This is a genomic window from Bacillus sp. FSL M8-0025 (genome assembly GCF_037975475.1).
Taxonomy (GTDB): Bacteria; Bacillota; Bacilli; order Bacillales; family Bacillaceae; genus Bacillus; species Bacillus subtilis.
In genome coordinates, this window is the sequence record NZ_CP150258.1 from 444,346 (window position 1) to 465,295 (window position 20,950).

Annotated in this window: 23 protein-coding genes; 19 read left to right on the plus strand and 4 right to left on the minus strand. The window is 46.3% G+C overall.

The genetic code is table 11. The features are described from left to right. Positions 1–31: 31 nt before the first annotated feature. Complete coding sequence (gene ycnK, locus MKX38_RS02255; protein WP_042977160.1) at positions 32–604, minus strand: copper uptake transcriptional regulator YcnK; 573 nt, start codon at positions 602–604, stop codon at positions 32–34. A 164-nt stretch (positions 605–768) separates the two neighbouring features. Here ycnK and MKX38_RS02260 point away from each other — a divergent pair, with 164 nt between their 5' ends. The 6 genes from MKX38_RS02260 (at position 769) to lepB (ending at position 6,162) form a co-directional block, all read left to right on the plus strand. Then, on the plus strand, positions 769–1,122 hold the full coding sequence (locus MKX38_RS02260) for a hypothetical protein (RefSeq protein ID WP_003234445.1): 354 nt from the start codon (positions 769–771) through the stop codon (positions 1,120–1,122). Between the two features lie 172 nt (positions 1,123–1,294). Beyond that, positions 1,295–2,731 (plus strand): PTS mannitol transporter subunit IICB, encoded by a 1,437-nt coding sequence (locus MKX38_RS02265; RefSeq protein WP_010886406.1) that lies wholly within the window; start codon positions 1,295–1,297, stop codon positions 2,729–2,731. 24 nt (positions 2,732–2,755) lie between these two features. Next, positions 2,756–3,187, plus strand: coding sequence for a PTS sugar transporter subunit IIA (locus MKX38_RS02270; RefSeq protein WP_339188488.1), 432 nt, complete (start codon positions 2,756–2,758; stop codon positions 3,185–3,187). Position 3,188: 1 nt separating this feature from the next. Beyond that, on the plus strand, positions 3,189–4,310 hold the full coding sequence (locus MKX38_RS02275; protein ID WP_029946494.1) for a mannitol-1-phosphate 5-dehydrogenase: 1,122 nt from the start codon (positions 3,189–3,191) through the stop codon (positions 4,308–4,310). A gap of 90 nt (positions 4,311–4,400) precedes the next feature. Next, positions 4,401–5,465, plus strand: a complete 1,065-nt coding sequence (locus MKX38_RS02280) for a tartrate dehydrogenase (RefSeq protein WP_003234436.1) — start codon at positions 4,401–4,403, stop codon at positions 5,463–5,465. Between the two features lie 133 nt (positions 5,466–5,598). Beyond that, positions 5,599–6,162: a signal peptidase I gene (gene lepB, locus MKX38_RS02285; protein WP_003234434.1), complete on the plus strand. Its 564-nt coding sequence runs from the start codon at positions 5,599–5,601 to the stop codon at positions 6,160–6,162. Between the two features lie 59 nt (positions 6,163–6,221). Here the strand turns inward: lepB and MKX38_RS02290 are convergent, their stop codons facing one another. Next, on the minus strand, positions 6,222–6,830 hold the full coding sequence (locus MKX38_RS02290) for a dienelactone hydrolase family protein (RefSeq protein ID WP_339188490.1): 609 nt from the start codon (positions 6,828–6,830) through the stop codon (positions 6,222–6,224). 85 nt (positions 6,831–6,915) lie between these two features. Here MKX38_RS02290 and MKX38_RS02295 point away from each other — a divergent pair, with 85 nt between their 5' ends. Then, positions 6,916–7,308, plus strand: a complete 393-nt coding sequence (locus MKX38_RS02295) for a 3-hydroxyacyl-ACP dehydratase FabZ family protein (RefSeq protein ID WP_339188493.1) — start codon at positions 6,916–6,918, stop codon at positions 7,306–7,308. Positions 7,309–7,340: 32 nt separating this feature from the next. Here MKX38_RS02295 and MKX38_RS02300 read toward each other — a convergent pair whose 3' ends face one another. Next, positions 7,341–7,505: a hypothetical protein gene (locus MKX38_RS02300; RefSeq protein WP_003234425.1), complete on the minus strand. Its 165-nt coding sequence runs from the start codon at positions 7,503–7,505 to the stop codon at positions 7,341–7,343. A gap of 132 nt (positions 7,506–7,637) precedes the next feature. Between MKX38_RS02300 and MKX38_RS02305 the strand changes: the two genes are divergently transcribed. The 9 genes from MKX38_RS02305 (at position 7,638) to MKX38_RS02345 (ending at position 15,060) form a co-directional block, all read left to right on the plus strand. After that, positions 7,638–8,387, plus strand: a complete 750-nt coding sequence (locus MKX38_RS02305; RefSeq protein WP_003234424.1) for a phosphoglycolate phosphatase — start codon at positions 7,638–7,640, stop codon at positions 8,385–8,387. A gap of 205 nt (positions 8,388–8,592) precedes the next feature. After that, positions 8,593–9,366: a 5-oxoprolinase subunit PpxA gene (gene pxpA, locus MKX38_RS02310; RefSeq protein WP_003234423.1), complete on the plus strand. Its 774-nt coding sequence runs from the start codon at positions 8,593–8,595 to the stop codon at positions 9,364–9,366. A gap of 14 nt (positions 9,367–9,380) precedes the next feature. Next, the gene (locus MKX38_RS02315) at positions 9,381–10,595 is read left to right on the plus strand and encodes an NRAMP family divalent metal transporter (RefSeq protein WP_014478854.1); all 1,215 of its coding nucleotides are present in this window, start codon (positions 9,381–9,383) and stop codon (positions 10,593–10,595) included. A gap of 23 nt (positions 10,596–10,618) precedes the next feature. Further along, complete coding sequence (locus tag MKX38_RS02320; RefSeq protein ID WP_339189375.1) at positions 10,619–11,392, plus strand: putative hydro-lyase; 774 nt, start codon at positions 10,619–10,621, stop codon at positions 11,390–11,392. 44 nt (positions 11,393–11,436) lie between these two features. Then, the gene (gene pxpB / locus MKX38_RS02325; RefSeq protein WP_003234420.1) at positions 11,437–12,159 is read left to right on the plus strand and encodes a 5-oxoprolinase subunit B; all 723 of its coding nucleotides are present in this window, start codon (positions 11,437–11,439) and stop codon (positions 12,157–12,159) included. Between the two features lie 2 nt (positions 12,160–12,161). Beyond that, the gene (gene pxpC, locus MKX38_RS02330) at positions 12,162–13,169 is read left to right on the plus strand and encodes a 5-oxoprolinase subunit PxpC (RefSeq protein WP_003234419.1); all 1,008 of its coding nucleotides are present in this window, start codon (positions 12,162–12,164) and stop codon (positions 13,167–13,169) included. Positions 13,170–13,184: 15 nt separating this feature from the next. Then, a complete protein-coding gene (locus MKX38_RS02335; RefSeq protein ID WP_014478857.1) occupies positions 13,185–13,937 on the plus strand; it encodes an IclR family transcriptional regulator in 753 nt (250 codons plus the stop codon). A 63-nt stretch (positions 13,938–14,000) separates the two neighbouring features. Then, positions 14,001–14,642: a spore germination lipase LipC gene (gene lipC, locus MKX38_RS02340; protein ID WP_197196148.1), complete on the plus strand. Its 642-nt coding sequence runs from the start codon at positions 14,001–14,003 to the stop codon at positions 14,640–14,642. A 172-nt stretch (positions 14,643–14,814) separates the two neighbouring features. Next, positions 14,815–15,060, plus strand: coding sequence for a YczI family protein (locus tag MKX38_RS02345; RefSeq protein WP_003240256.1), 246 nt, complete (start codon positions 14,815–14,817; stop codon positions 15,058–15,060). A 5-nt stretch (positions 15,061–15,065) separates the two neighbouring features. Here the strand turns inward: MKX38_RS02345 and MKX38_RS02350 are convergent, their stop codons facing one another. Then, positions 15,066–15,353 (minus strand): antibiotic biosynthesis monooxygenase, encoded by a 288-nt coding sequence (locus tag MKX38_RS02350; RefSeq protein WP_014478859.1) that lies wholly within the window; start codon positions 15,351–15,353, stop codon positions 15,066–15,068. Positions 15,354–15,503: 150 nt separating this feature from the next. Between MKX38_RS02350 and pbpC the strand changes: the two genes are divergently transcribed. The 3 genes from pbpC to mtlR all read left to right on the plus strand — a co-directional run bounded on the left by pbpC (position 15,504) and on the right by mtlR (position 20,783). Continuing rightward, a complete protein-coding gene (gene pbpC, locus MKX38_RS02355; RefSeq protein ID WP_014478860.1) occupies positions 15,504–17,510 on the plus strand; it encodes a penicillin-binding protein 3 in 2,007 nt (668 codons plus the stop codon). A 100-nt stretch (positions 17,511–17,610) separates the two neighbouring features. Continuing rightward, positions 17,611–18,513: an aldo/keto reductase family oxidoreductase gene (locus MKX38_RS02360; RefSeq protein WP_101172135.1), complete on the plus strand. Its 903-nt coding sequence runs from the start codon at positions 17,611–17,613 to the stop codon at positions 18,511–18,513. A 185-nt stretch (positions 18,514–18,698) separates the two neighbouring features. After that, entirely contained in the window at positions 18,699–20,783 is a 2,085-nt protein-coding gene (gene mtlR, locus MKX38_RS02365; protein WP_080528932.1) for a mannitol operon transcriptional activator MtlR, read from the plus strand. Positions 20,784–20,950: the final 167 nt, after the last annotated feature.

Consider the following 20,950-nt stretch of genomic DNA (forward strand, 5'->3'; position numbering starts at 1 on the left):
TCAGACACCACCTTCCGCTGTATGTGTTGTGTTATTTCTTGGTGCAGGTGCAGCGTTTCTTTCGGTCTCGAAGCATGTCTTCCAGCGCTTGGTCGAAAGTGCGGACGGCTCCGCCGAATCCTTTTTGAAATCGTTCGGCATGGTCAAGTGTCGCAAACGGAATGGCCTGCGGCTGGCAGCAATGCAGGTTTAATTCAGCATTTACGACGAAATAAGCCGAACCGGCACTGACGGTTGTCTGTAACAGAAAATCTCTGCAAATCAAGTGTGAAACCTCTTCCGTTTTATCCGCGTAACGCAAAAACGCACAATGTGCGCAGCATAGCTGTTCAATGTCTTGGTTTACCGTAATCAGCTGAACCGAATGAGCTTGATTGACGGGCTTCAAGCAATAGCTGCACATATGATCCGTTTGAGGTGTTCGGGCGGGGAGCGTGATGCCGCCGGCCGTTTTAATGACCTGATTTGACTGAACCAGCTGATTGACATCTCTGTATACCGTCATTTCCGAAACGCCAAACCTTGCGCTGATGTCAGAAATTCTGAGCGCGCCTTCTTCTTTCAGCCACTTCAGTATGTGTTGCTGTCTATTAATCGGAAGCATTCATACACCCTCTTCATTAAGATCTATTTAAGCGTAGAGGATTTTAGAGACAGAGACAAGTAAGCTGATGATAAAAAATGTGAAAATGTGTTGAACAGCAACAAAACGAAACAGAAGGGACTCTGGTATAATAGACATATGGAATAGAAAGTGAGGAATACCCTATGAAAGAAACACCATGCCCGAACTGCGGCAAACCTTTGACAGGCGACATGGTCAGATCATCAAATGTGCCTTGTCAATTTCGCTGCGGACATTGCCGGGAACGGCTTTATGAATATAAAGTATCAGCTCCGATTATGCTGGTATCATTAGCGGCTATTGTGCTGCTCATTTATCTTTTGCTGCTCCTCCGCAATGCGGCAGGTTCAATGCTGCCGGCCGTACAGCACGTGCCAATGGCTGTTTTTGCGCTTGTGTGCGCCTATCCCGTCTTTATTGTGAGTGAGCGAATGATCGCTAAGTACGTGATTCAAAACGGCAACATTATTTATAGAGGAAAGAGAAAAGGCTCCTGAAACCAGGAGCCTTTTTATTTTTAAAAAATTGTCACAGTCATGTGCCAAAGTCCTCTTTACTTTCAATTGTATAGGGACTGTAAGCGTTTTAACATAGAGTCAAAGGGAAGCATCATTCTCTGAACATATTTTTGCACCTTACAGCGACAAACAAAACAGGGAGGGTTTATATATGCAGCAGCAAGAACAGCAGCAAGGCGGCATGAAAGTGAAAGTGCAGCGCTTTGGGAGTTATTTGAGCGGAATGATCATGCCGAATATCGGCGCGTTCATCGCGTGGGGTATCATTACCGCGCTGTTTATTCCGGCAGGATGGTTTCCGAATGAACAGTTGAACACGCTGGTCAGCCCGATGATTACGTATTTATTGCCGCTTTTGATAGCGTATACAGGCGGAAAAATGATCTACGACCACCGCGGCGGAGTTGTCGGAGCGACAGCGGCAATTGGGGTGATTGTCGGATCGGATATTCCAATGTTTTTAGGCGCAATGATTATGGGTCCGCTTGGCGGATACCTCATTAAACAGACTGATAAATTATTCAAGGATAAAGTCAAACAAGGCTTTGAAATGCTGATCAACAACTTTACGGCAGGGATTGTCGGCGCGGCTTTAACGATTCTCGCGTTTTACGCCATCGGCCCGGTTGTCCTGACGCTAAATAAATTGCTGGCGGCTGGTGTGGAAGTCATTGTACACGCTAATTTACTGCCGGTAGCCAGTGTTTTTGTAGAACCGGCGAAAGTGTTGTTCCTCAACAACGCCATTAACCACGGAATCTTAAGCCCGATCGGAATCGAGCAAGCATCCCAAACAGGAAAATCAATTCTGTTTTTAGTAGAAGCAAACCCTGGACCGGGGCTCGGCATTTTGCTGGCGTACATGTTCTTTGGCAAAGGATCTTCAAAATCAACGGCTCCCGGTGCGGCGATCATCCATTTCTTCGGAGGGATTCACGAGATTTACTTCCCGTACATTCTGATGAAACCGGCCCTGATTCTCGCAGCCATTGCCGGCGGAGCAAGCGGACTCTTAACGTTTACGATCTTTAATGCCGGACTTGTCGCGGCAGCGTCACCGGGAAGCATTATTGCATTGATGGCAATGACGCCAAGAGGAGGCTATTTCGGCGTATTGGCGGGCGTATTGGTCGCTGCAGCTGTATCGTTCATCGTTTCAGCAGTGATCCTGAAATCCTCAAAAGCAAGTGAAGAAGACCTGGCTGCCGCAACAGAAAAAATGCAGTCCATGAAGGGGAAGAAAAGCCAAGCAGCAGCTGCTTTAGAGGCGGAACAAGCCAAAGCAGAAGAAGCGTCTGAGCTGTCTCCTGAAAGCGTGAACAAAATTATCTTTGCGTGTGATGCGGGAATGGGATCAAGTGCCATGGGGGCATCCATCTTAAGAAACAAAGTGAAAAAAGCGGAGCTTGACATCAGTGTGACCAACACGGCCATTAATAATCTGCCAAGCGATGCGGATATTGTCATCACCCACAAAGATTTAACAGACCGCGCGAAAGCAAAGCTGCCGAACGCGACGCACATATCAGTGGATAACTTCTTAAACAGCCCGAAATACGACGAGCTGATTGAAAAGCTGAAAAAGTAATCTTATAGAAAGAGAGTGATACTCATGCAAGTACTCGCAAAGGAAAATATTAAACTCAATCAAACGGTATCATCAAAAGAAGAGGCCATCAAATTGGCAGGCCAGACGCTGATTGACAACGGCTACGTGACAGAGGGTTACATTAGCAAAATGTTTGAACGTGAAGAAACGTCTTCTACGTTTATGGGGAATTTCATTGCCATTCCACACGGCACAGAAGAAGCGAAAAGCGAGGTGCTTCACTCTGGAATTTCAATCATACAAATTCCAGAGGGCGTTGAGTACGGAGAAGGCAACACGGCAAAAGTGGTATTCGGCATTGCGGGTAAAAATAATGAGCATTTAGACATTTTGTCTAACATCGCCATTATCTGTTCAGAAGAAGAAAACATTGAACGCCTGATCTCCGCTAAAAGCGAAGAAGATTTGATCGCCATTTTCAACGAGGTGAACTGACATGATCGCCTTACATTTCGGTGCGGGAAATATCGGGAGAGGGTTTATCGGCGCGCTGCTTCACCACTCCGGCTATGATGTGGTGTTTGCGGATGTAAACGACACGATGGTCAGCCTCCTCAACGAAAAAAAAGAATACACAGTGGAACTGGCGGAAGAGGGACGTTCATCGGAGATCATTGGCCCGGTGAGCGCTATTAACAGCGGCAGTCAGACCGAGGAGCTGTACCGGCTGATGAATGAGGCGGCGCTCATCACAACAGCTGTCGGCCCGAACGTGCTGAAGCTGATTGCTCCGTCTATCGCAGAAGGTTTAAGACGAAGAAACACTGCAAACACACTGAATATCATTGCCTGCGAAAATATGATTGGCGGAAGCAGCTTCTTAAAGAAAGAAATATACAGCCATTTAACGGAAGCAGAGCAGAAATCCGTCAGTGAAACGGTAGGTTTTCCGAATTCTGCCGTTGACCGGATCGTCCCGATTCAGCATCATGAAGACCCGCTGAAAGTATCGGTTGAACCATTTTTCGAATGGGTCATTGATGAATCAGGCTTTAAAGGGAAAACACCAGTCATAAACGGCGCACTGTTTGTTGATGATTTAACGCCGTACATCGAACGGAAGCTGTTTACGGTCAATACCGGACACGCGGTCACAGCGTATGTCGGCTATCAGCGCGGACTCAAAACGGTCAAAGAAGCAATTGATCATCCGGAAATCCGCCGTGTTGTTCATTCGGCGCTGCTTGAAACTGGTGACTATCTCGTCAAATCGTATGGCTTTAAGCAAACTGAACACGAACAATATATCAAAAAAATCATCGGTCGCTTTGAAAATCCTTTCATTTCGGACGATGTGACCCGCGTAGCGAGGTCACCTCTCAGAAAACTGGGAGAAAATGATAGACTTGTAGGCCCGGCAAAGAAAATAAAAGAACCGAATGCACTGGCTGAAGGAATTGCCGCAGCACTGCGCTTCGATTTCACCGGTGACCCTGAAGCGGTTGAACTGCAAGCGCTGATCGAAGAAAAAGGATACAGCGGCGTACTTCAAGAGGTGTGCGGCATTCAGTCCCATGAACCGTTGCACGCCATCATTTTAAAGAAACTTAATCAATAACCGACCACCCGTGACACAATGTCACGGGCTTTTTTTACTATCTCGCAATCTAGTATAATAGAAAGCGCTTACGATAACGGGGGAAGGAGAATGACGATGAAACAATTTGAGATTGCGGCAATACCGGGAGACGGAGTAGGAAAAGAGGTTGTAGCGGCTGCTGAGAAAGTGCTTCATACAGCGGCTGAGGTACACGGAGGTTTGTCATTCTCATTCACAGCTTTTCCATGGAGCTGTGATTATTACTTGGAGCACGGCAAAATGATGCCCGAAGATGGAATACATACGCTTACTCAATTTGAAGCAGTTTTTTTGGGAGCTGTCGGAAATCCGAAGCTGGTTCCCGATCATATATCGTTATGGGGGCTGCTGCTGAAAATCCGGAGGGAGCTTGAGCTTTCCATTAATATGAGACCCGCCAAACAAATGGCAGGCATTACGTCGCCGCTTCTGCATCCAAATGATTTTGACTTCGTGGTGATTCGCGAGAACAGTGAAGGTGAATACAGTGAAGTTGGCGGGCGCATTCACAGAGGCGATGATGAAATCGCCATCCAGAATGCCGTGTTTACGAGAAAAGCGACAGAACGTGTCATGCGCTTTGCCTTCGAATTGGCGAAAAAACGGCGCAGCCATGTGACAAGCGCCACAAAGTCTAACGGCATTTATCACGCGATGCCGTTTTGGGATGAAGTCTTTCAGCAGACAGCCGCTGATTATAGCGGAATCGAAACATCATCTCAGCATATTGATGCGCTGGCCGCTTTTTTTGTGACGCGTCCGGAAACGTTTGATGTCATTGTGGCGAGCAACTTGTTCGGTGATATTTTAACCGACATCAGCTCAAGCCTGATGGGAAGCATCGGCATTGCGCCTTCTGCGAACATCAATCCATCCGGCAAATATCCGTCCATGTTTGAACCGGTTCACGGCTCAGCTCCTGACATTGCCGGACAGGGCCTTGCCAATCCGATCGGCCAGATTTGGACAGCGAAGCTGATGCTCGACCACTTCGGAGAGGAAGAGCTGGGGGCAAAAATTCTGGATGTAATGGAGCAAGTGACTGCCGACGGCATCAAAACACGCGACATTGGGGGACAAAGCACAACGGCTGAGGTCACTGATGAAATCTGTTCACGCTTAAGAAAGCTCTGATGAATCAGGCCGGGGCAGATGGCTGCCCCGGCCTGTCCATTTCCTTACGAAAATTTCCACGAAAGTCTAACCAAGCAGATCCAAATGCTGTATAATAATTTGGAATTCTTAGGAAAGCATCGGGTGAAGGAAGTTGAATGCAAAAACAATCACGTTAAAGAAAAAAAGAAAAATCAAAACGATCGTTGTACTCAGTATCATTATGATCGCAGCTCTCATTTTTACGATCAGATTGGTGTTTTACAAGCCTTTTCTTATTGAAGGATCATCAATGGCCCCAACGCTTAAAGACTCAGAAAGAATTCTGGTTGATAAAGCAGTCAAATGGACTGGCGGGTTTCACAGAGGAGACATCATAGTCATTCATGACAAAAAGAGCGGCCGCTCATTTGTCAAACGTTTAATCGGTTTGCCTGGTGACAGCATTAAAATGAAAAATGATCAGCTATACATAAATGATAAAAAGGTGGAAGAACCATACTTAAAGGAATATAAACAGGAGGTCAAAGAGTCGGGTGTAACCTTAACAGGTGACTTCGAAGTTGAGGTTCCTTCCGGTAAATATTTTGTGATGGGAGATAACCGTCTCAATTCACTGGATAGCAGAAACGGAATGGGCATGCCTTCTGAGGACGATATCATCGGTACTGAATCTCTCGTCTTTTATCCATTCGGTGAGATGAGACAGGCAAAATAAAATGCAATGCAAAAAGAACATGGAACATGACGGCACCGATAATAAAGCGCCGTGCACGTTTAAAAAAATGATGATGAAACGGTGCGGAGCCGGCTTTCCGCCCCGTTTTTTATGATAGAGAGCGTTTTGAAGAAAAGGGCCCTGTTGAAATAAACAGAATCAGGATTGGCGAAGCCGTGAAGCGCATCGAATTGATAAATCTCAAGATGGGTATGCTGTTTTTTCCGCAGTTTTTTGATAAGAAGCGCTACGTCAAACGACGGCTCATAATTAGGGAAAAACAATAGGACCGGGCAGGCTGGCACGTGATGAAGAGAGTCGCGTATCCGGGAACCGTAATAACAAACCGATCCGCTCACCTCAGGCATACTGCTGCATTTCCATGCGATAGTAGCCCCCACGCTGAATCCAATCACAAAGATGTGCCGTCCGGCGTTTTGCCTGATCACATTCTGGATGATGGTTTCTCCCGTTTTCAGCCGTTCGTGTTTTGTAAATTGTTCGTATGCCGTTTTTTCTTCTTGCAGTGTGTAGACTTCATCCTCGCCGAGCAGGTTGGGCGTCAACACATCATATCCAGCCATTTTGATCAGCCGGCCCATCTTTTTCATATGGCTGTTTACACCATATATTTCGTGTACGAGAATGACAAGCGGTTTTGGGAACATAACGGCCTCCTTTTGTGTTTTTTCCATTATATCCTATCGTTTCACTTTAGGCTGAGATATAATGGTCAAAAAAAGGAGATATAAAATGAACTCATTATCTTTGCCTCACCGCTATCCATTTTTGTTTATTGATGGCGTGACGGATAGCGAGCCCGGCAAACATGCGGCAGCTTATAAGCTGATTAGTGAGAACGACTGGTTTCTCACTGATACGCAAACAGAAATGCCGTTTTCACTTGTGATTGAAGCGCTTGCGCAAACCGCGGCTTTTACAGGAATTACAGATGAGAACAGCTTGGGATTATTGTCTTCGGTGAAGAAAGCGGAAAAGCTGGGAGAAGCTGTGCCCGGTGACCGGCTTGATCTTACGTTTGAAGTCACGCGCAATCGGCGCGGGTTTGTGTTCGGACATGCCAAGGCGTCAGTTGGAGAGCAGCCTGTTGCTGAAGCTGAAATCGGCATCTATATTGAAAAATGAAAAAAACCCTTCACAACATTTTGTGAGGGGTTCTATTTTGTGTCGTAATCCCGTTCGCTTTGAGAGTTATCTCTTTGCTGGCGTTTGTGTTTTTCATCATTCATATTTTCCTTCAGCTCTTCATTAGGAATCGGATCGGTTAAGTCGTTGTGCTCGGGGTTTTCATTTGGTTTGTTTTGCTGTTTTTTTTCTGTCATGTTTGATCACCTCACCGTTTGTTTTCCTCTTATCCATTCTCCTCAAACATAGGAAATCGCTTTTTTGTCCCGCTGGGTATAATGTATTAGAATAGAGAGAAGCACAACAAAAAGATAAAGAGAGGTACATATATGTCTGTTCAAAGAGAAGATGTAGATATCAAGCTGATCGCAATTGATATGGATGGTACACTGCTGAACGACGAGCAGCTGATCTCGGATGAAAACCGCAAAGCCATTCGTGAAGCGGAGGATAAAGGTGTGTATGTGGTGATCAGCACGGGCCGGACGCTGATGACGTGCAGGGAGCTGGCGGAATCGCTAAAGCTGTCATCCTTTCTAATCACGGCAAACGGCAGTGAAATTTGGGATTCGAATTTTAATTTGGTGGAACGGAAGCTGCTTCATACGGACCATATTCAAATGATGTGGGATTTGCGGAATAAGCACAACACTAATTTCTGGGCTTCTACGGTGAATAAAGTATGGAGAGGCGAGTTTCCGGAAAACATTACGGATCATGAATGGCTCAAATTCGGCTTTGACATCGAGGATGACGATATCCGAAACGAAGTGCTTGAGGAGCTGAGAAAAAACAAAGAGCTCGAAATCACAAATTCAAGTCCGACAAACATTGAAGTCAACGCGCTTGGCATCAACAAAGCTGCAGCCCTTGCCAAGGTTACGGAAAAACTCGGCTTTACAATGGAGAATGTGATGGCGATGGGCGACAGCCTTAATGACATTGCGATGATCAAAGAAGCGGGTCTTGGCGTCGCAATGGGCAATGCGCAAGACATCGTAAAAGAAACGGCTGATTATATCACGGATACAAATATTGAGGATGGTGTCGCTAAAGCGATTCGCCATTGGGTACTATAAAAAAAGAGAGTCCTAAGATGGACTCTCTTTTTTAGTTTGGCAGGTTTTATTCTGGGACCATGGTAGGTTTTCTGACAAAAGTATTTCACAAACTGATATGATTCACTTATAATGAAATAAAGTTCAAAAATTCGGAATAGTCGTTCCGAATTTCGGGACAATAAATGACATAAAGCATATCGTTTGCTTTGGCAGGAGGGATTCTGTGTTTCAGATTGATTTAAACTGTGATTTAGGAGAAAGCTTCGGAGCCTACAAGATAGGCCTTGACCAAGATATTTTAGAGTATGTGACATCAGCGAATATCGCATGCGGATTTCATGCAGGAGATCCTAGTGTTATGCGAAAAACCGTCGCGCTTGCAGCAGAAAGAGGCGTGAAAATGGGTGCGCATCCGGGCTTGCCGGATTTACTCGGTTTTGGGCGCCGCAATATGGCGATTTCTCCTGAGGAAGCGTATGATCTTGTCGTTTATCAAATTGGCGCGCTCTCTGGCTTTCTAAAAGCAGAGGGACTTCACATGCAGCACGTCAAGCCGCATGGCGCTTTATACAATATGGCGGCAGTCGATCAAAAACTGTCGGATGCTATCGCGAAAGCTGTCTATAAGGTTGATCCCGGCCTGATTCTTTTCGGTCTTGCTGAGAGCGAGCTTGTAAAAGCGGGAGAACGGATCGGACTTCAGACCGCAAATGAAGTGTTCGCCGACAGAACATACCAATCGGACGGCACGCTGACACCGCGCTCCCAGCCGGACGCACTCATTGAAAGTGATGATGCCGCCGTCACCCAGGTCATCAAAATGGTGAAAGAAGGGGCGGTCAAATCTCAGCAAGGACATGATGTGTCATTAAAAGCAGATACAGTCTGCATTCATGGAGATGGAGCCCATGCGCTGACATTTGCGCAAAAAATCAGAAAACAGCTCAAAGCGGCTGGAATTGAAGTGACAGCTATTTCAGAACAGAGGTCAACATAAAGGAGGAACAATAGATGGAGCAGCAGAAAAAGACAGCAGGAAAAAAAGCGGGCAGCTGGTCATTGCTGATGGGCGCCGCCTTTTTAATGGCGACATCAGCAATCGGACCGGGTTTCCTCACCCAAACCGCAACATTCACAAACACACTCGCAGCAAGCTTCGGTTTTGTCATCTTAATCTCTATTATTTTAGATATTTTCGCCCAAACCAATGTGTGGCGCATCATCGCAGTTTCTGGAAAACGAGGTCAGGAAATTGCGAATATGGTGCTTCCCGGACTGGGATATTTCATCGCCATTCTCGTCGTGCTTGGCGGACTAGCTTTTAATATTGGGAATATCGGAGGGGCCGGGCTGGGACTTCAGGTGCTGTTCGGCATTACACCTGAAACAGGCGCTTTAATCAGTGCCGTTATCGCCATTTTGATTTTTGTCATCAAGGAAGCAGGAAAAGCGATGGACCGTTTTACGCAAATCGCGGGGTTCGTGATGATTATTTTAACGGTCTACGTTGCGGCGACGACAGCTCCTCCGGTCGGACAGGCAGTCGCAAATACATTCGTCCCGGAACACATCAGCATATTTGCCATTGTCACCCTAGTGGGCGGAACCGTCGGCGGTTATATCACATTTGCCGGGGGACACCGTTTGCTTGATGCCGGAATTAAAGGGAAGGAATCCATTCCGCAGGTGACAAAAAGCTCGGTTGTCGGCATTTTAATTACATCTGTCATGCGTATCGCTCTTTTTCTTGCGGTTCTAGGCGTTGTATCGAAAGGCCTGCACATCGATGAAAGCAACCCGGCGGCTTCTGTCTTCAAGCTGGCTGCTGGAAATGTTGGTTATAAAATTTTCGGATTGATCATGTGGTCTGCGGCGATTACGTCTGTTATTGGAGCAGCCTATACATCTGTTTCATTTTTCAAGACCTTTTCTCCAAAAATTGAAAAGAATTCACGTGGTATTATTATCGGATTTATTGTGGTTTCTACGTTAGCTTTTGTCACAATCGGCCAGCCTGCGAAGATCCTCGTCCTTGTCGGTTCACTGAACGGCTTAATTCTGCCGATTGCGCTCGGAACGCTGCTTGTTGCCGCCTACAAGAAAAACATTGTCGGTGATTATAAGCATCCGCTTTGGCTGACAAGCACAGGCGCGCTTGTAGTGATTGTAATGGCAGTTATGGGAATCTACACGTTAATCACACAACTTCCTCAATTGTGGAGCTGATATAAGTGGAGCAATTAAACAAAATGGCGCCAAAGGATGTACGCGCCCTGATACGAGAGGGGAAAATAAACGGGGGGACCGCAGGCATGTCTGGCGGCTACGCCCAAGCGAATCTTGTGGTTTTGAAAAAGGACCTTGCTTTTGATTTTCTGCTGTTTTGCCAGCGAAATCAAAAGCCCTGCCCCGTGCTGGATGTGACTGAAGCAGGTTCGCCTGTGCCGTCTCTGGCTGCGCCGGATGCTGATATCAGAACGGACTTTCCGAAATACCGTATTTACAGGCACGGTATCCTAACGGAAGAAGTATCTGATATTACGCCATACTGGGAGGACGATTTTGTCGGCTTTCTGATCGGATGCAGTTTCTCCTTTGAACAGGCACTAATCAATAATGGGATAGCTGTCCGGCATATTGATGAGGGGACAAACGTCTCGATGTATAAAACGAATATCGATTGTGTTCCGGCGGGGGCGTTTCACGGACAGATGGTTGTCAGCATGAGGCCGGTTCCTGAACGGCTGGCTGTACGTGCTGCACAAGTGACCTCGCGTTTTCCGGCTGTGCACGGAGGGCCGATCCATATCGGCAATCCGGGAGCAATCGGGATTCGCGATCTCGGGAAACCGGATTTCGGAGATGCCGTTCCCATTCGTGACGGCGAGGTTCCTGTTTTTTGGGCATGCGGGGTGACCCCGCAAGCCGTGGCTATGAATGTAAAGCCTGAAATGGTCATCACACATGCGCCGGGGCATATGCTCATCACAGATATTCGAGACGAGTCGCTTGCGGTGCTGTAGCCTCTCGTCATCCTGATGAACGAGAAATAAAAGAGGTGAGAAAGATGACTGTACGATATCAAATCGAACAGCTCGGTGATTCTGCAATGATGATCCGATTCGGAGAAGAAATCAATGAACAGGTCAACGGCATTGTCCATGCCGCGGCCGCTTATATAGAAGAACAGCCATTTCCGGGATTCATTGAATGTATCCCGGCTTTTACAAGTCTAACCGTATTTTATGATATGTATGAAGTGTACAAGCATTTGCCTCAAGGCATAAGCTCACCTTTTGAGAGTGTCAAGCGCGATGTCGAAGAGCGGCTGGCAGAAATAGCCGAAGACTATGAGGTCAACCGCCGTATTGTAGAAATTCCCGTTTGCTATGGCGGTGAATTCGGTCCGGATTTAGAAGAGGTGGCGAAGATCAATCAACTGTCACCGGAGGAAGTAATCGACATTCATACAAACGGTGAATATGTGGTGTATATGCTTGGCTTCGCGCCCGGTTTTCCTTTTCTAGGCGGGATGTCAAAACGCATTGCAGCTCCGAGAAAATCATCACCAAGACCGTCGATTCCCGCAGGTTCGGTCGGTATTGCGGGATTGCAGACAGGCGTTTATCCGATTTCAACGCCGGGCGGCTGGCAGCTGATCGGCAAAACGCCGCTGGCTCTTTTCCGGCCGCAGGAAAACCCGCCGACATTGCTGCGGGCGGGAGATATTGTGAAATTCGTTCGCATCTCAGAAAAAGACTATCACGCCTATAAGGAGGAGTCCAATTGAGCATGAAAGTATTAAAGCCCGGACTGCTCACAACGGTTCAGGATATAGGCAGAACGGGTTACCAAAAATACGGCGTTCTGGCCAGCGGCGCTATGGACACGGTTTCACTGCGCATTGCCAATCTGTTGATAGGAAACGGCGAAAATGAAGCAGGTCTCGAAATAACGATGATGGGGCCCGGTCCGTCGTTTCATTTTTCAAAACAGACACTGATTGCTGTGACAGGGGCGGACTTCACGCTGCGTATTAATGACGAGGAAGCGCCTTTATGGAAGCCTGTGCTCATCAAGGAAAACAGCACGGTCAGCTTTGGCCCCTGCAAACTCGGCAGCCGTGCTTATTTGGCGGCAGCTGGCGGCATTGAGGTGCCTGCCGTCATGGAAAGTAAAAGCACATACGTCAGAGGAAGCATTGGCGGACTTCATGGCAGAGCGCTTCAAAAAGAAGATGAACTGAACATTGGAGAGATGTCAGCTCTTTCGCAAACCATCCTTTCTCGCTTAAGTTCGCAGCTTGGAAAACAGGGATTTGCAGCACCGAAGTGGTCAGTCAGCCGCGGCAGATTTCTGCCATTGAAGAAGAATCCCGTCATTCGGGTGCTGGAAGGAAAGCAATTTGCCTTTTTCACAGAAGAATCAAAAACGCGTTTTTATGAAGAAGCATTTCGTGTCACGCCGCAGTCCGACCGTATGGGCTACAGGCTCAAAGGAGAACCGCTCGAACTGAAGGCCCCGCTTGAGATGGTGTCGGAAGCGGTTTCATTCGGAACAGTTCAGGTGCCGCCTGACGGCAACCCGATTATCCTGCTTGCAGACCGGCAGACGACTGGCGGCTATCCGAGGATCGCGCACATCATATCCGCTGATCTTCCGATTGTTTCCCAAATCATGCCGGGCGAGCACGTTCAGTTTGAGCCTGTGTCCCTCCAGGAGGCAGAAGCGCTTGCGGTAGAACGGGAACAGCATATAAAAGAACTGAAAACGAGAATGAAGATGGAATGGCTGACATAGCAAAGGGGATGAATGATGCAGAATAAAAATAAAACCGTAGTCAAATCTATGGCGCTGCTTAATTTGTTTTTGCATAAACCAAGCCTAACCTTAAGTGAACTGGTGTCGCTGACGGGAATGCCGAAGACCTCTGTTCACCGGATGGTCAGCTCTTTGGAGGAAATGGGGTTCCTCAGTCGGGATGCGTCCGGCGCTTATTCGCTGGGATTGGTGTTTTTGGAATTCGGACAGCTTGTCGCTGACAGGCTGGATATCAGAAAAATAGCGAAACCGGTGATGGAAGAGTTGTGCCGGGAAGTGGATGAGGCCGTGCAGTTGATCATGAGGGACGGCAATGAAGCGATATACGTTGAGAAAATAGAAGGGACACAGACTGTGCGGCTGTATACGGCGATCGGCAGGCGTTCCCCCCTATACGCGGGAGCGTGCGCCAGAAGCATTCTGTCCTTTCTTCCCCGTGAAGAAATCGAAGCATACATCAAACAAACCGAGCTCATTTCGATTGGCTCCGGAACGATTACCGATCCCGAAAAACTGCTTCAGGAGATTGATGCCTCTGTGCAAAATGGCTATACTGTCAGCTATTCAGAGCTCGAAAACTATACGGCGGCGATCGGCGCCCCGATCTTTAACCATAAGCGTCAGGTGGCAGCCGGCATTAGCATTGCAGGCTTTGAAGCGAGATTTACAGAGGACAGGCTGCCCTATTTAACAGAAAAGGTGAAGGACGCCGCTTTACAGATTTCAAGAAAAATAGGATATACATAAGTAGCCAATCTTTTCTCTGCTGCGTACATTAACGTATCGACGTTCAAGAGTGGAGGAAAGAACATGGTGCTTCGATATACAGCTCTGGGCGATTCCTTGACGACAGGGAGAGGCTCCGGGCTGTTTTCACCCGGCTTCGTCCAGCGTTTTGGGGACATAATGGAAGCTGACTTGAAAACAAGAACGGCAATAAACATATTTGCCAGATCAGGCCTGAATACAGAAGAGATTTTGGGACTCCTGTCATATCCCTATGTGCAAAAATGCATTCGAGATGCTGATATGATAACGATCACAGGGTGCGGAAACGATCTCATCGATTCGGTCTTAGCCTACCAAACCTCTAAGGATGAAACGATTTTCAGCCGTGTATCCGCCCATTGCCATGAGAATTTTGAAAAGATGATTGCCAAAATCGCCGAGATTAAAGGAGAAAATCCTTCCCCGTACGCCATTCGTGTGTTCAACCTATACAATCCGTTTCCCGAAATTGATATCGCCGGCAAATGGATCACTTCGTTTAATTCACATTTAGAAACACTTGCATCAGCACCCCATGTCAAAATCGCGGATGCCTATAGCATCTTCAAAGGCAAAGAACAGGAATATCTGTCCTTTGACGGTGTCCATCCGAACAGCAAAGGCTATCAAGCGATGGCTGAAGCCGTTCACAAGCTAGGCTATAAAGAATTATCAGTTTCATAGAAAACGCGCCTCATGACAGGCGCGTTTTTTATGTGTGATCGAAATATTAAAAGAAACTTAAAATTCTCTGTCTTCTGTTCTACAGACAAACAAAGTGCGCTAGAATAATGGAGGGCGTAGGCAAATATAGCCATAACGTTCAATATTTCGTATATAAGGAAGGATGGTCCTTTTGTTTCGGATTTTTAAAATGTCTTTTGCGGTTATCATTATTATACTGGCGCTTATTGCTTTTAACTATACGGAACACACCTCTGTTATCCAATCGGTCATGCTCGTCTTTCTTGGTGCGGTCATGTTTATGCAGGGGCTTGAAGAACGCAAAAAAGAAAATGACGGCTCAGGCGCTTTTAATATTTATACCGCCGTTTTTGTATGGTCTGTCTCCCTTATCGGTTTTACACTTCATATTATATAAATCTATTACACATCCTGAAAATGCTCGACCGTCGGGAACGGGGTATAGAATCGATGAAGCAAGGCTTTCCACTCTTGATACTCTGAAGAACCGCGAAAGCCTTCCGTATGGTTCTCAAGTGTTTCCCACTCCACAAGAAGCAGATATTTATGCGTTTCCTCCATGCATTTTGATAACGAGTGAGTGATATAGCCCTTCATGCCGGAAATAATCGGCGCCGCTTGCCGGAATGCATCCTCAAACTCTTGTTCAAGGCCTTCTTTAATGTGAAGCATTGCTGCCTCTCTGACCATGCTATCCCTTCTTTCTGTCTTTTCAAATAGTCTACAGCAAACGATAGGAGATTTCTGCAAAATCGGTGAACTTTTCCTTCATTTTCAAAAAAATCTTGCACGCACCAATTCAATTAAGAGAAAATAACAAGTGGAAGGCAGGGGAAAGTCATGTTAAAAAAGTGTATTCTACTAGTATTTCTATGCGTCGGATTGATTGGGTTAATCGGATGCTCCAAAACAGATTCACCAGAGGATCGCATGGAAGCATTCGTGAAACAGTGGAACGATCAGCAATTCGATGACATGTATCAAAGCCTGACTAAAGATGTCAAAAAAGAAATCTCCAAAAAAGATTTCGTCAACAGGTATAAAGCCATCTATGAGCAGGCCGGCGTAAAAAATTTGAAAGTCACTGCGGGAGAAGTAGATAAGGACGATCAAGACAACAAGACAATGAAACATATCCCGTATAAAGTCAGCATGAACACAAATGCCGGCAAAGTCAGCTTCAAGAATACTGCTGTGCTGAAATTAGAAAAAACAGATGACGAGGAGTCATGGAATATAGATTGGGACCCATCGTTTATTTTCAAGCAGCTGGCTGACGACAAAACCGTGCAAATTATGAGCATTGAACCGAAACGAGGCCAAATTTACGATAAAAATGGAAAAGGTTTAGCTGTCAATACAGATGTTCCGGAAATTGGAATTGTTCCCGGAGAGCTTGGCGATAAAAAAGAGAAAGTTATAAAAGAACTCGCCAAAAAACTTGATTTGACTGAAGACGACATCAAGAAAAAGCTGGATCAAGGCTGGGTAAAAGACGATTCGTTTGTGCCGCTCAAAAAGGTCAAGCCTGACCAGGAGAAGTTAGTTTCAGAAGCGACGTCATTACAAGGCGTAACAAGAACGAATGTCAGCTCCCGCTACTATCCGTATGGCGAAAAGACAGCCCATTTAACAGGCTATGTCCGCGCCATTACAGCGGAAGAACTGAAGAAAAAGAAAGAAGGAACGTACAGCGATACGTCTAACATCGGTATCGCCGGACTTGAAAATGTGTATGAAGACAAGCTAAGAGGCACAACTGGCTGGAAAATCTACGTGCCGCAAACCGGGGAAGTCATCGCTGAAAAGAAAGCAAAGGACGGCGAGGATCTTCACCTCACAATTGATATCAAAACGCAAACGAAGCTGTATGATGAACTGAAGGATGACAGCGGGGCGGCAGTCGCGCTGCAGCCGAAGACAGGCGAAACACTCGCCCTTGTCAGCGCGCCTTCCTACGATCCAAACGGATTTATTTTCGGCTGGAGCGATAAGGAATGGAAAAAGCTAAACAAAGATAAAAACAATCCGTTTTCAGCGAAATTCAATAAGACATACGCGCCAGGTTCTACCATTAAACCGATTGCGGCTGCTATTGGAATCAAAAACGGCACCCTTAAAGCCGATGAGAAGAAAACAATCAAAGGCAAGGAGTGGCAAAAAGATTCGAGCTGGGGCGGCTATTCAGTGACACGTGTGTCTGAGAGACTTCAACAAGTCGATTTGGAAAACGCCCTTATTACGTCAGACAATATTTATTTTGCCCAGAATGCGCTTGATATGGGAGCGGACACCTTCACAAAAGGCTTGAAGACATTCGGTTTTTCAGAGGACGTTCCGTACGAATTCCCGATCCAGAAATCGTCTATTGCAAATGACAAGCTTGATTCAGACATTTTGCTTGCGGATACAGGCTACGGACAAGGGCAAATGCAAATGTCTCCGCTTCACTTGGCAACTGCTTACACGCCATTTGTTGACAATGGAGACCTTGTCAAACCGACGCTGATCAAAAAAGATTCACAAACAGCTGATGTTTGGCACAAGCAAGTGGTCACCAAGGAAGGAGCGGCAGACATTACAAAAGGTCTGAAAGGCGTTGTGGAAGATGAGCGCGGATCAGCGTATCAGCCTGTCGTGAAAGGAATCACAGTGGCCGGGAAAACAGGAACAGCCGAGCTGAAAACATCAAAAGATGATAAAGACGGCACGGAAAATGGCTGGTTTGTCGGCTACGATTACAAAAACAAAGACCTGCTTGTCGCCATGATGATCCAAAATGTGCAGGACCGCGGCGGCAGCCACTATGTCGTTGAGAAAGCGAAAAAGCAATTTCAATCGAATTAAAATGTCTTTTTAAAAGGAGCGAAAGGAAAAAGGGGATCTGAGGCCGAATGAACTAGTAAGGGGCAAAACCCGGTTTATACAAAGAAAAGAGGGATTTTGCATGCAGCGTATTCAATTGGCGGAGGATCTTCAATTTTCAAGAGTCATACACGGGCTTTGGCGGCTGAATGAATGGAACTATTCAGATGCTGAACTTCTGAGCCTCATTGAATGGTGTATCGATCACGGCATCACGACCTTTGATCATGCGGATATTTATGGAGGCTATACGTGCGAAAAGTTGTTTGGAAACGCCCTTGCCCTTTCACCTGGATTAAGAGAAAACATAGAGTTGGTCACAAAATGCGGTATCGTTCTTGAATCGCCTGAACGGCCCGCTCACAGATCGCATCATTATAACACAAGCAAATCGCATATTTTGGCATCCGTTGAGCAATCGCTTATGAACCTTAGGACGGATTATATCGATATGCTTTTGATTCACAGACCGGACCCGCTCATGGATCCGGAGGGGGTAGCAGAGGCGTTTCAGGCATTGAAATGCTCTGGCAAGGTCAGGTACTTTGGCGTTTCAAATTTTAAAGATCACCAGTATCGGATGCTGGAATCATATTTGCCTGAGAAGCTCGTAACCAACCAGATTGAGCTTTCCGCATACGAATTAGAAAATATGCTCGACGGCACTTTGAACCTGTGCCAGGAAAAACGGATTCCGCCGATGGCTTGGTCGCCTCTGGCAGGCGGCAAAGTTTTCACTGGTGACACGGAAAAAGACCGGCGTGTCCGCACGGCGCTTGAATCCGTTCAAGCAGAGATTGGCGCCGCTTCATTGGACGAGGTGATGTACGCATGGCTGTATACGCATCCGGCCGGCATCATGCCGATTGTCGGAAGCGGAAAGCGCGAGCGGATTTCCGCCGCGATAAATGCGTTGTCATACAAGCTTGACCAGGATCAATGGTTCCGCATTTTTACAGCCGTACAGGGTTACGATATTCCATAAAAAGCATCAGCTTACCAGCTGATGCTTTTTCAATATTGTCACACCGCTTAGTGCCAAATTACCATTTATAAGTGATTGATTCTTTCTTGAAAGCGTTTTATATTAAAAGGAAACCTCTCTATATCCTCTACTGCATCTCCTTGCGACTTCATCCGCACATCAAGATAGTCTAGGAGGTCTTTTTTATGTATATGACTGCCAGAGAACAAAAGCTGTTAAAGCACTTATTATTACAAAACAGATATATAACCGTAACTGAGCTTGCTGAGCTGATGCAAGTCAGCACGAGAACCATTCACAGGGAACTCAAATCAATTAAACCGCTGATGGAAACCGTGGGGCTTACGTTAGATAAACAGCCCGGTAAAGGTTTGAAAGCAGTGGGAAGTCCCGAAGATAAACAAAAGCTGCTTACTGATTTATCATATGAACAGCATGAATACAGCGCCGACGAACGGAAACTGCTCATTCTTTGTTCGTTATTAGAGTCTCAGGAGCCCGTCAAACTGTACACGCTTGCTCATGATCTCCAGGTGACGAATGCCACGGTCAGCTATGACTTAGATGAGCTCGAGAAGTGGATTTCTCCCTTCGGACTGACACTGATCCGCAAAAGAGGTTTTGGCATCCAGCTTATAGGGCCGGAGAATGCGAAACGGAAAATTGTCGGCAACTTGATTGTGAACCGTCTCGACATCCAAATGTTTTTGGAAGCGGTTGAATTAAACATCAAAGGAAAAACCGATTCTTCAGAGAAAATGTTCGGGGTTGTCAGCAAAGGTGAGCTGTTAAAAATGGAGCGCATCTTATTTCAGCTCAAAGAAAAAATCGCTTTTTCATTGTCCGACAGCTCCTATATAGCGCTCGTCGTCCATCTGACGTATGCTATCGAACGAATTAAGCTTGGGGAAACTATCACCATGGAGCAAAATGAGCTTGAGGAACTGAAGAATGCGAAGGAATACAGCTCCGCTCTTGAAATCGCGGGCGAGCTTGAACGTGCCTTCGGCGTGACGATTCCAGAGGCGGAGGTCGGCTATATTACAATCCACCTTCGAAGCGCCAATCGAAAATACAAAACAGAATACAAAGCGCAGGAAATTGAGCTGGAAACAGCCCTGCAAACAAAGCGGCTCATTGCTTTTATTTCAGACAAAATCAGAATGGATCTAACGAAAAACTACTCTTTATATGAAGGCTTGATTGCCCATTTGGAGCCGGCCGTCAGCCGCATAAAAGAAAATATTGAGATATACAATCCGATGAAGGAACAGATCAAGCGCGATTATTTTCTGCTTTATATGGCGATCGAAGAAGGCGTCGAAAAGTATTTTCCGGGCATGTCCTTTTCTGATGATGAAATCGCTTTTATCGTTCTTCACTTTGGCTCGGCTCTTGAAATCAAAAAAGAAGAAGCAAAAGTGAAAGCGCTTGTCGTCTGCTCAAGCGGGATCGGCTCCTCGAAAATGCTTGCCTCCAGACTGAAAAAAGAGCTGCCGGAAATTGAATCGTTTGATATGTCATCCCTGATCGAGCTAAAGGGGAAGGATGTTCAAGCCTATGATATGATTGTGTCCACTGTACCGATTCCTTATGAAAACATTGATTACATCATGGTCAGCCCGCTATTAAATGAGGAAGACGCAAACCAGGTCAAGCAGTATATCAAGCGGAAGATTCCCCTTATTCTTAACAAAAAAAGAAGCCCGAAGGAAGAGGCGCAGCAAGCTGATGTACCTGACATGCTAGAGGCGGCGGAAAGCATAGGGCGGTATATGGAAGTTATCCAAGATGTTCTGCGCCATTTTACGCTAGCTCAACTCAAAACAAACCCGGACCATAGCATGCTTCTGCTAGAGCTTTTTCAACAGCTGAAGAAGGATGGCCTGATCCGTGATCCGGAAAAAGCTGCGGTTTGCCTGGCTGAGCGGGAGAAACAAGGGGGATTGGGAATCCCCGGAACAAACATGGCGCTTTATCATCTCAAAAATGATGAAATCGTCCTGCCTTTTTTCAAAATGTTTGATCTCAGCACCTCCTATGAAGTGGATGGCATGGACGGAAATACCCTCAGGATGACACGCATTCTCGTCATGATGGCGCCTAGCTCATTATCTGCTGAAGGCTCGGAGATTTTAAGCGCGATCAGCTCGGCAATTATCGAGAGCGGAGAAAGCATGGCGGGGTTTCAGGAAGAAGGAGAACAAGAATTGTATCAGCGGTTAAACCGCATATTTTTCACATGGATGAAAGAAAAAAACATACTGTAAACCTGCATGGCACACGTCAAAAATTTGGCGTGTGTTTTTCTGTGGATGGGGAACAAAATAAGAAAATGTGGGACTATTTTATCATTCAGTATTGGAATAATTCCAAAATGAAATAGTTTTACAAGTTATCTTTTTTGGGTTAAAATGGGTGAGGTAAGGAAGAAAAT

Excerpts from the sequence above, each read along its gene's own strand:
- ycnK (WP_042977160.1), bottom strand. The coding sequence starts at position 604 with ATGCTTCCGATTAATAGACAGCAACACATACTGAAGTGGCTGAAAGAA.
- MKX38_RS02260 (WP_003234445.1), top strand. The coding sequence starts at position 769 with ATGAAAGAAACACCATGCCCGAACTGCGGCAAACCTTTGACAGGCGAC.
- MKX38_RS02265 (WP_010886406.1), top strand. The coding sequence starts at position 1,295 with ATGCAGCAGCAAGAACAGCAGCAAGGCGGCATGAAAGTGAAAGTGCAG.
- MKX38_RS02270 (WP_339188488.1), top strand. The coding sequence starts at position 2,756 with ATGCAAGTACTCGCAAAGGAAAATATTAAACTCAATCAAACGGTATCA.
- MKX38_RS02275 (WP_029946494.1), top strand. The coding sequence starts at position 3,189 with ATGATCGCCTTACATTTCGGTGCGGGAAATATCGGGAGAGGGTTTATC.
- MKX38_RS02280 (WP_003234436.1), top strand. The coding sequence starts at position 4,401 with ATGACGATGAAACAATTTGAGATTGCGGCAATACCGGGAGACGGAGTA.
- MKX38_RS02290 (WP_339188490.1), bottom strand. The coding sequence starts at position 6,830 with ATGTTCCCAAAACCGCTTGTCATTCTCGTACACGAAATATATGGTGTA.
- MKX38_RS02295 (WP_339188493.1), top strand. The coding sequence starts at position 6,916 with ATGAACTCATTATCTTTGCCTCACCGCTATCCATTTTTGTTTATTGAT.
- MKX38_RS02300 (WP_003234425.1), bottom strand. The coding sequence starts at position 7,505 with ATGACAGAAAAAAAACAGCAAAACAAACCAAATGAAAACCCCGAGCAC.
- MKX38_RS02305 (WP_003234424.1), top strand. The coding sequence starts at position 7,638 with ATGTCTGTTCAAAGAGAAGATGTAGATATCAAGCTGATCGCAATTGAT.
- MKX38_RS02315 (WP_014478854.1), top strand. The coding sequence starts at position 9,381 with ATGGAGCAGCAGAAAAAGACAGCAGGAAAAAAAGCGGGCAGCTGGTCA.
- MKX38_RS02320 (WP_339189375.1), top strand. The coding sequence starts at position 10,619 with ATGGCGCCAAAGGATGTACGCGCCCTGATACGAGAGGGGAAAATAAAC.
- pxpB (WP_003234420.1), top strand. The coding sequence starts at position 11,437 with ATGACTGTACGATATCAAATCGAACAGCTCGGTGATTCTGCAATGATG.
- pxpC (WP_003234419.1), top strand. The coding sequence starts at position 12,162 with ATGAAAGTATTAAAGCCCGGACTGCTCACAACGGTTCAGGATATAGGC.
- MKX38_RS02335 (WP_014478857.1), top strand. The coding sequence starts at position 13,185 with ATGCAGAATAAAAATAAAACCGTAGTCAAATCTATGGCGCTGCTTAAT.
- lipC (WP_197196148.1), top strand. The coding sequence starts at position 14,001 with ATGGTGCTTCGATATACAGCTCTGGGCGATTCCTTGACGACAGGGAGA.
- MKX38_RS02350 (WP_014478859.1), bottom strand. The coding sequence starts at position 15,353 with ATGGTCAGAGAGGCAGCAATGCTTCACATTAAAGAAGGCCTTGAACAA.
- pbpC (WP_014478860.1), top strand. The coding sequence starts at position 15,504 with ATGTTAAAAAAGTGTATTCTACTAGTATTTCTATGCGTCGGATTGATT.
- MKX38_RS02360 (WP_101172135.1), top strand. The coding sequence starts at position 17,611 with ATGCAGCGTATTCAATTGGCGGAGGATCTTCAATTTTCAAGAGTCATA.
- mtlR (WP_080528932.1), top strand. The coding sequence starts at position 18,699 with ATGTATATGACTGCCAGAGAACAAAAGCTGTTAAAGCACTTATTATTA.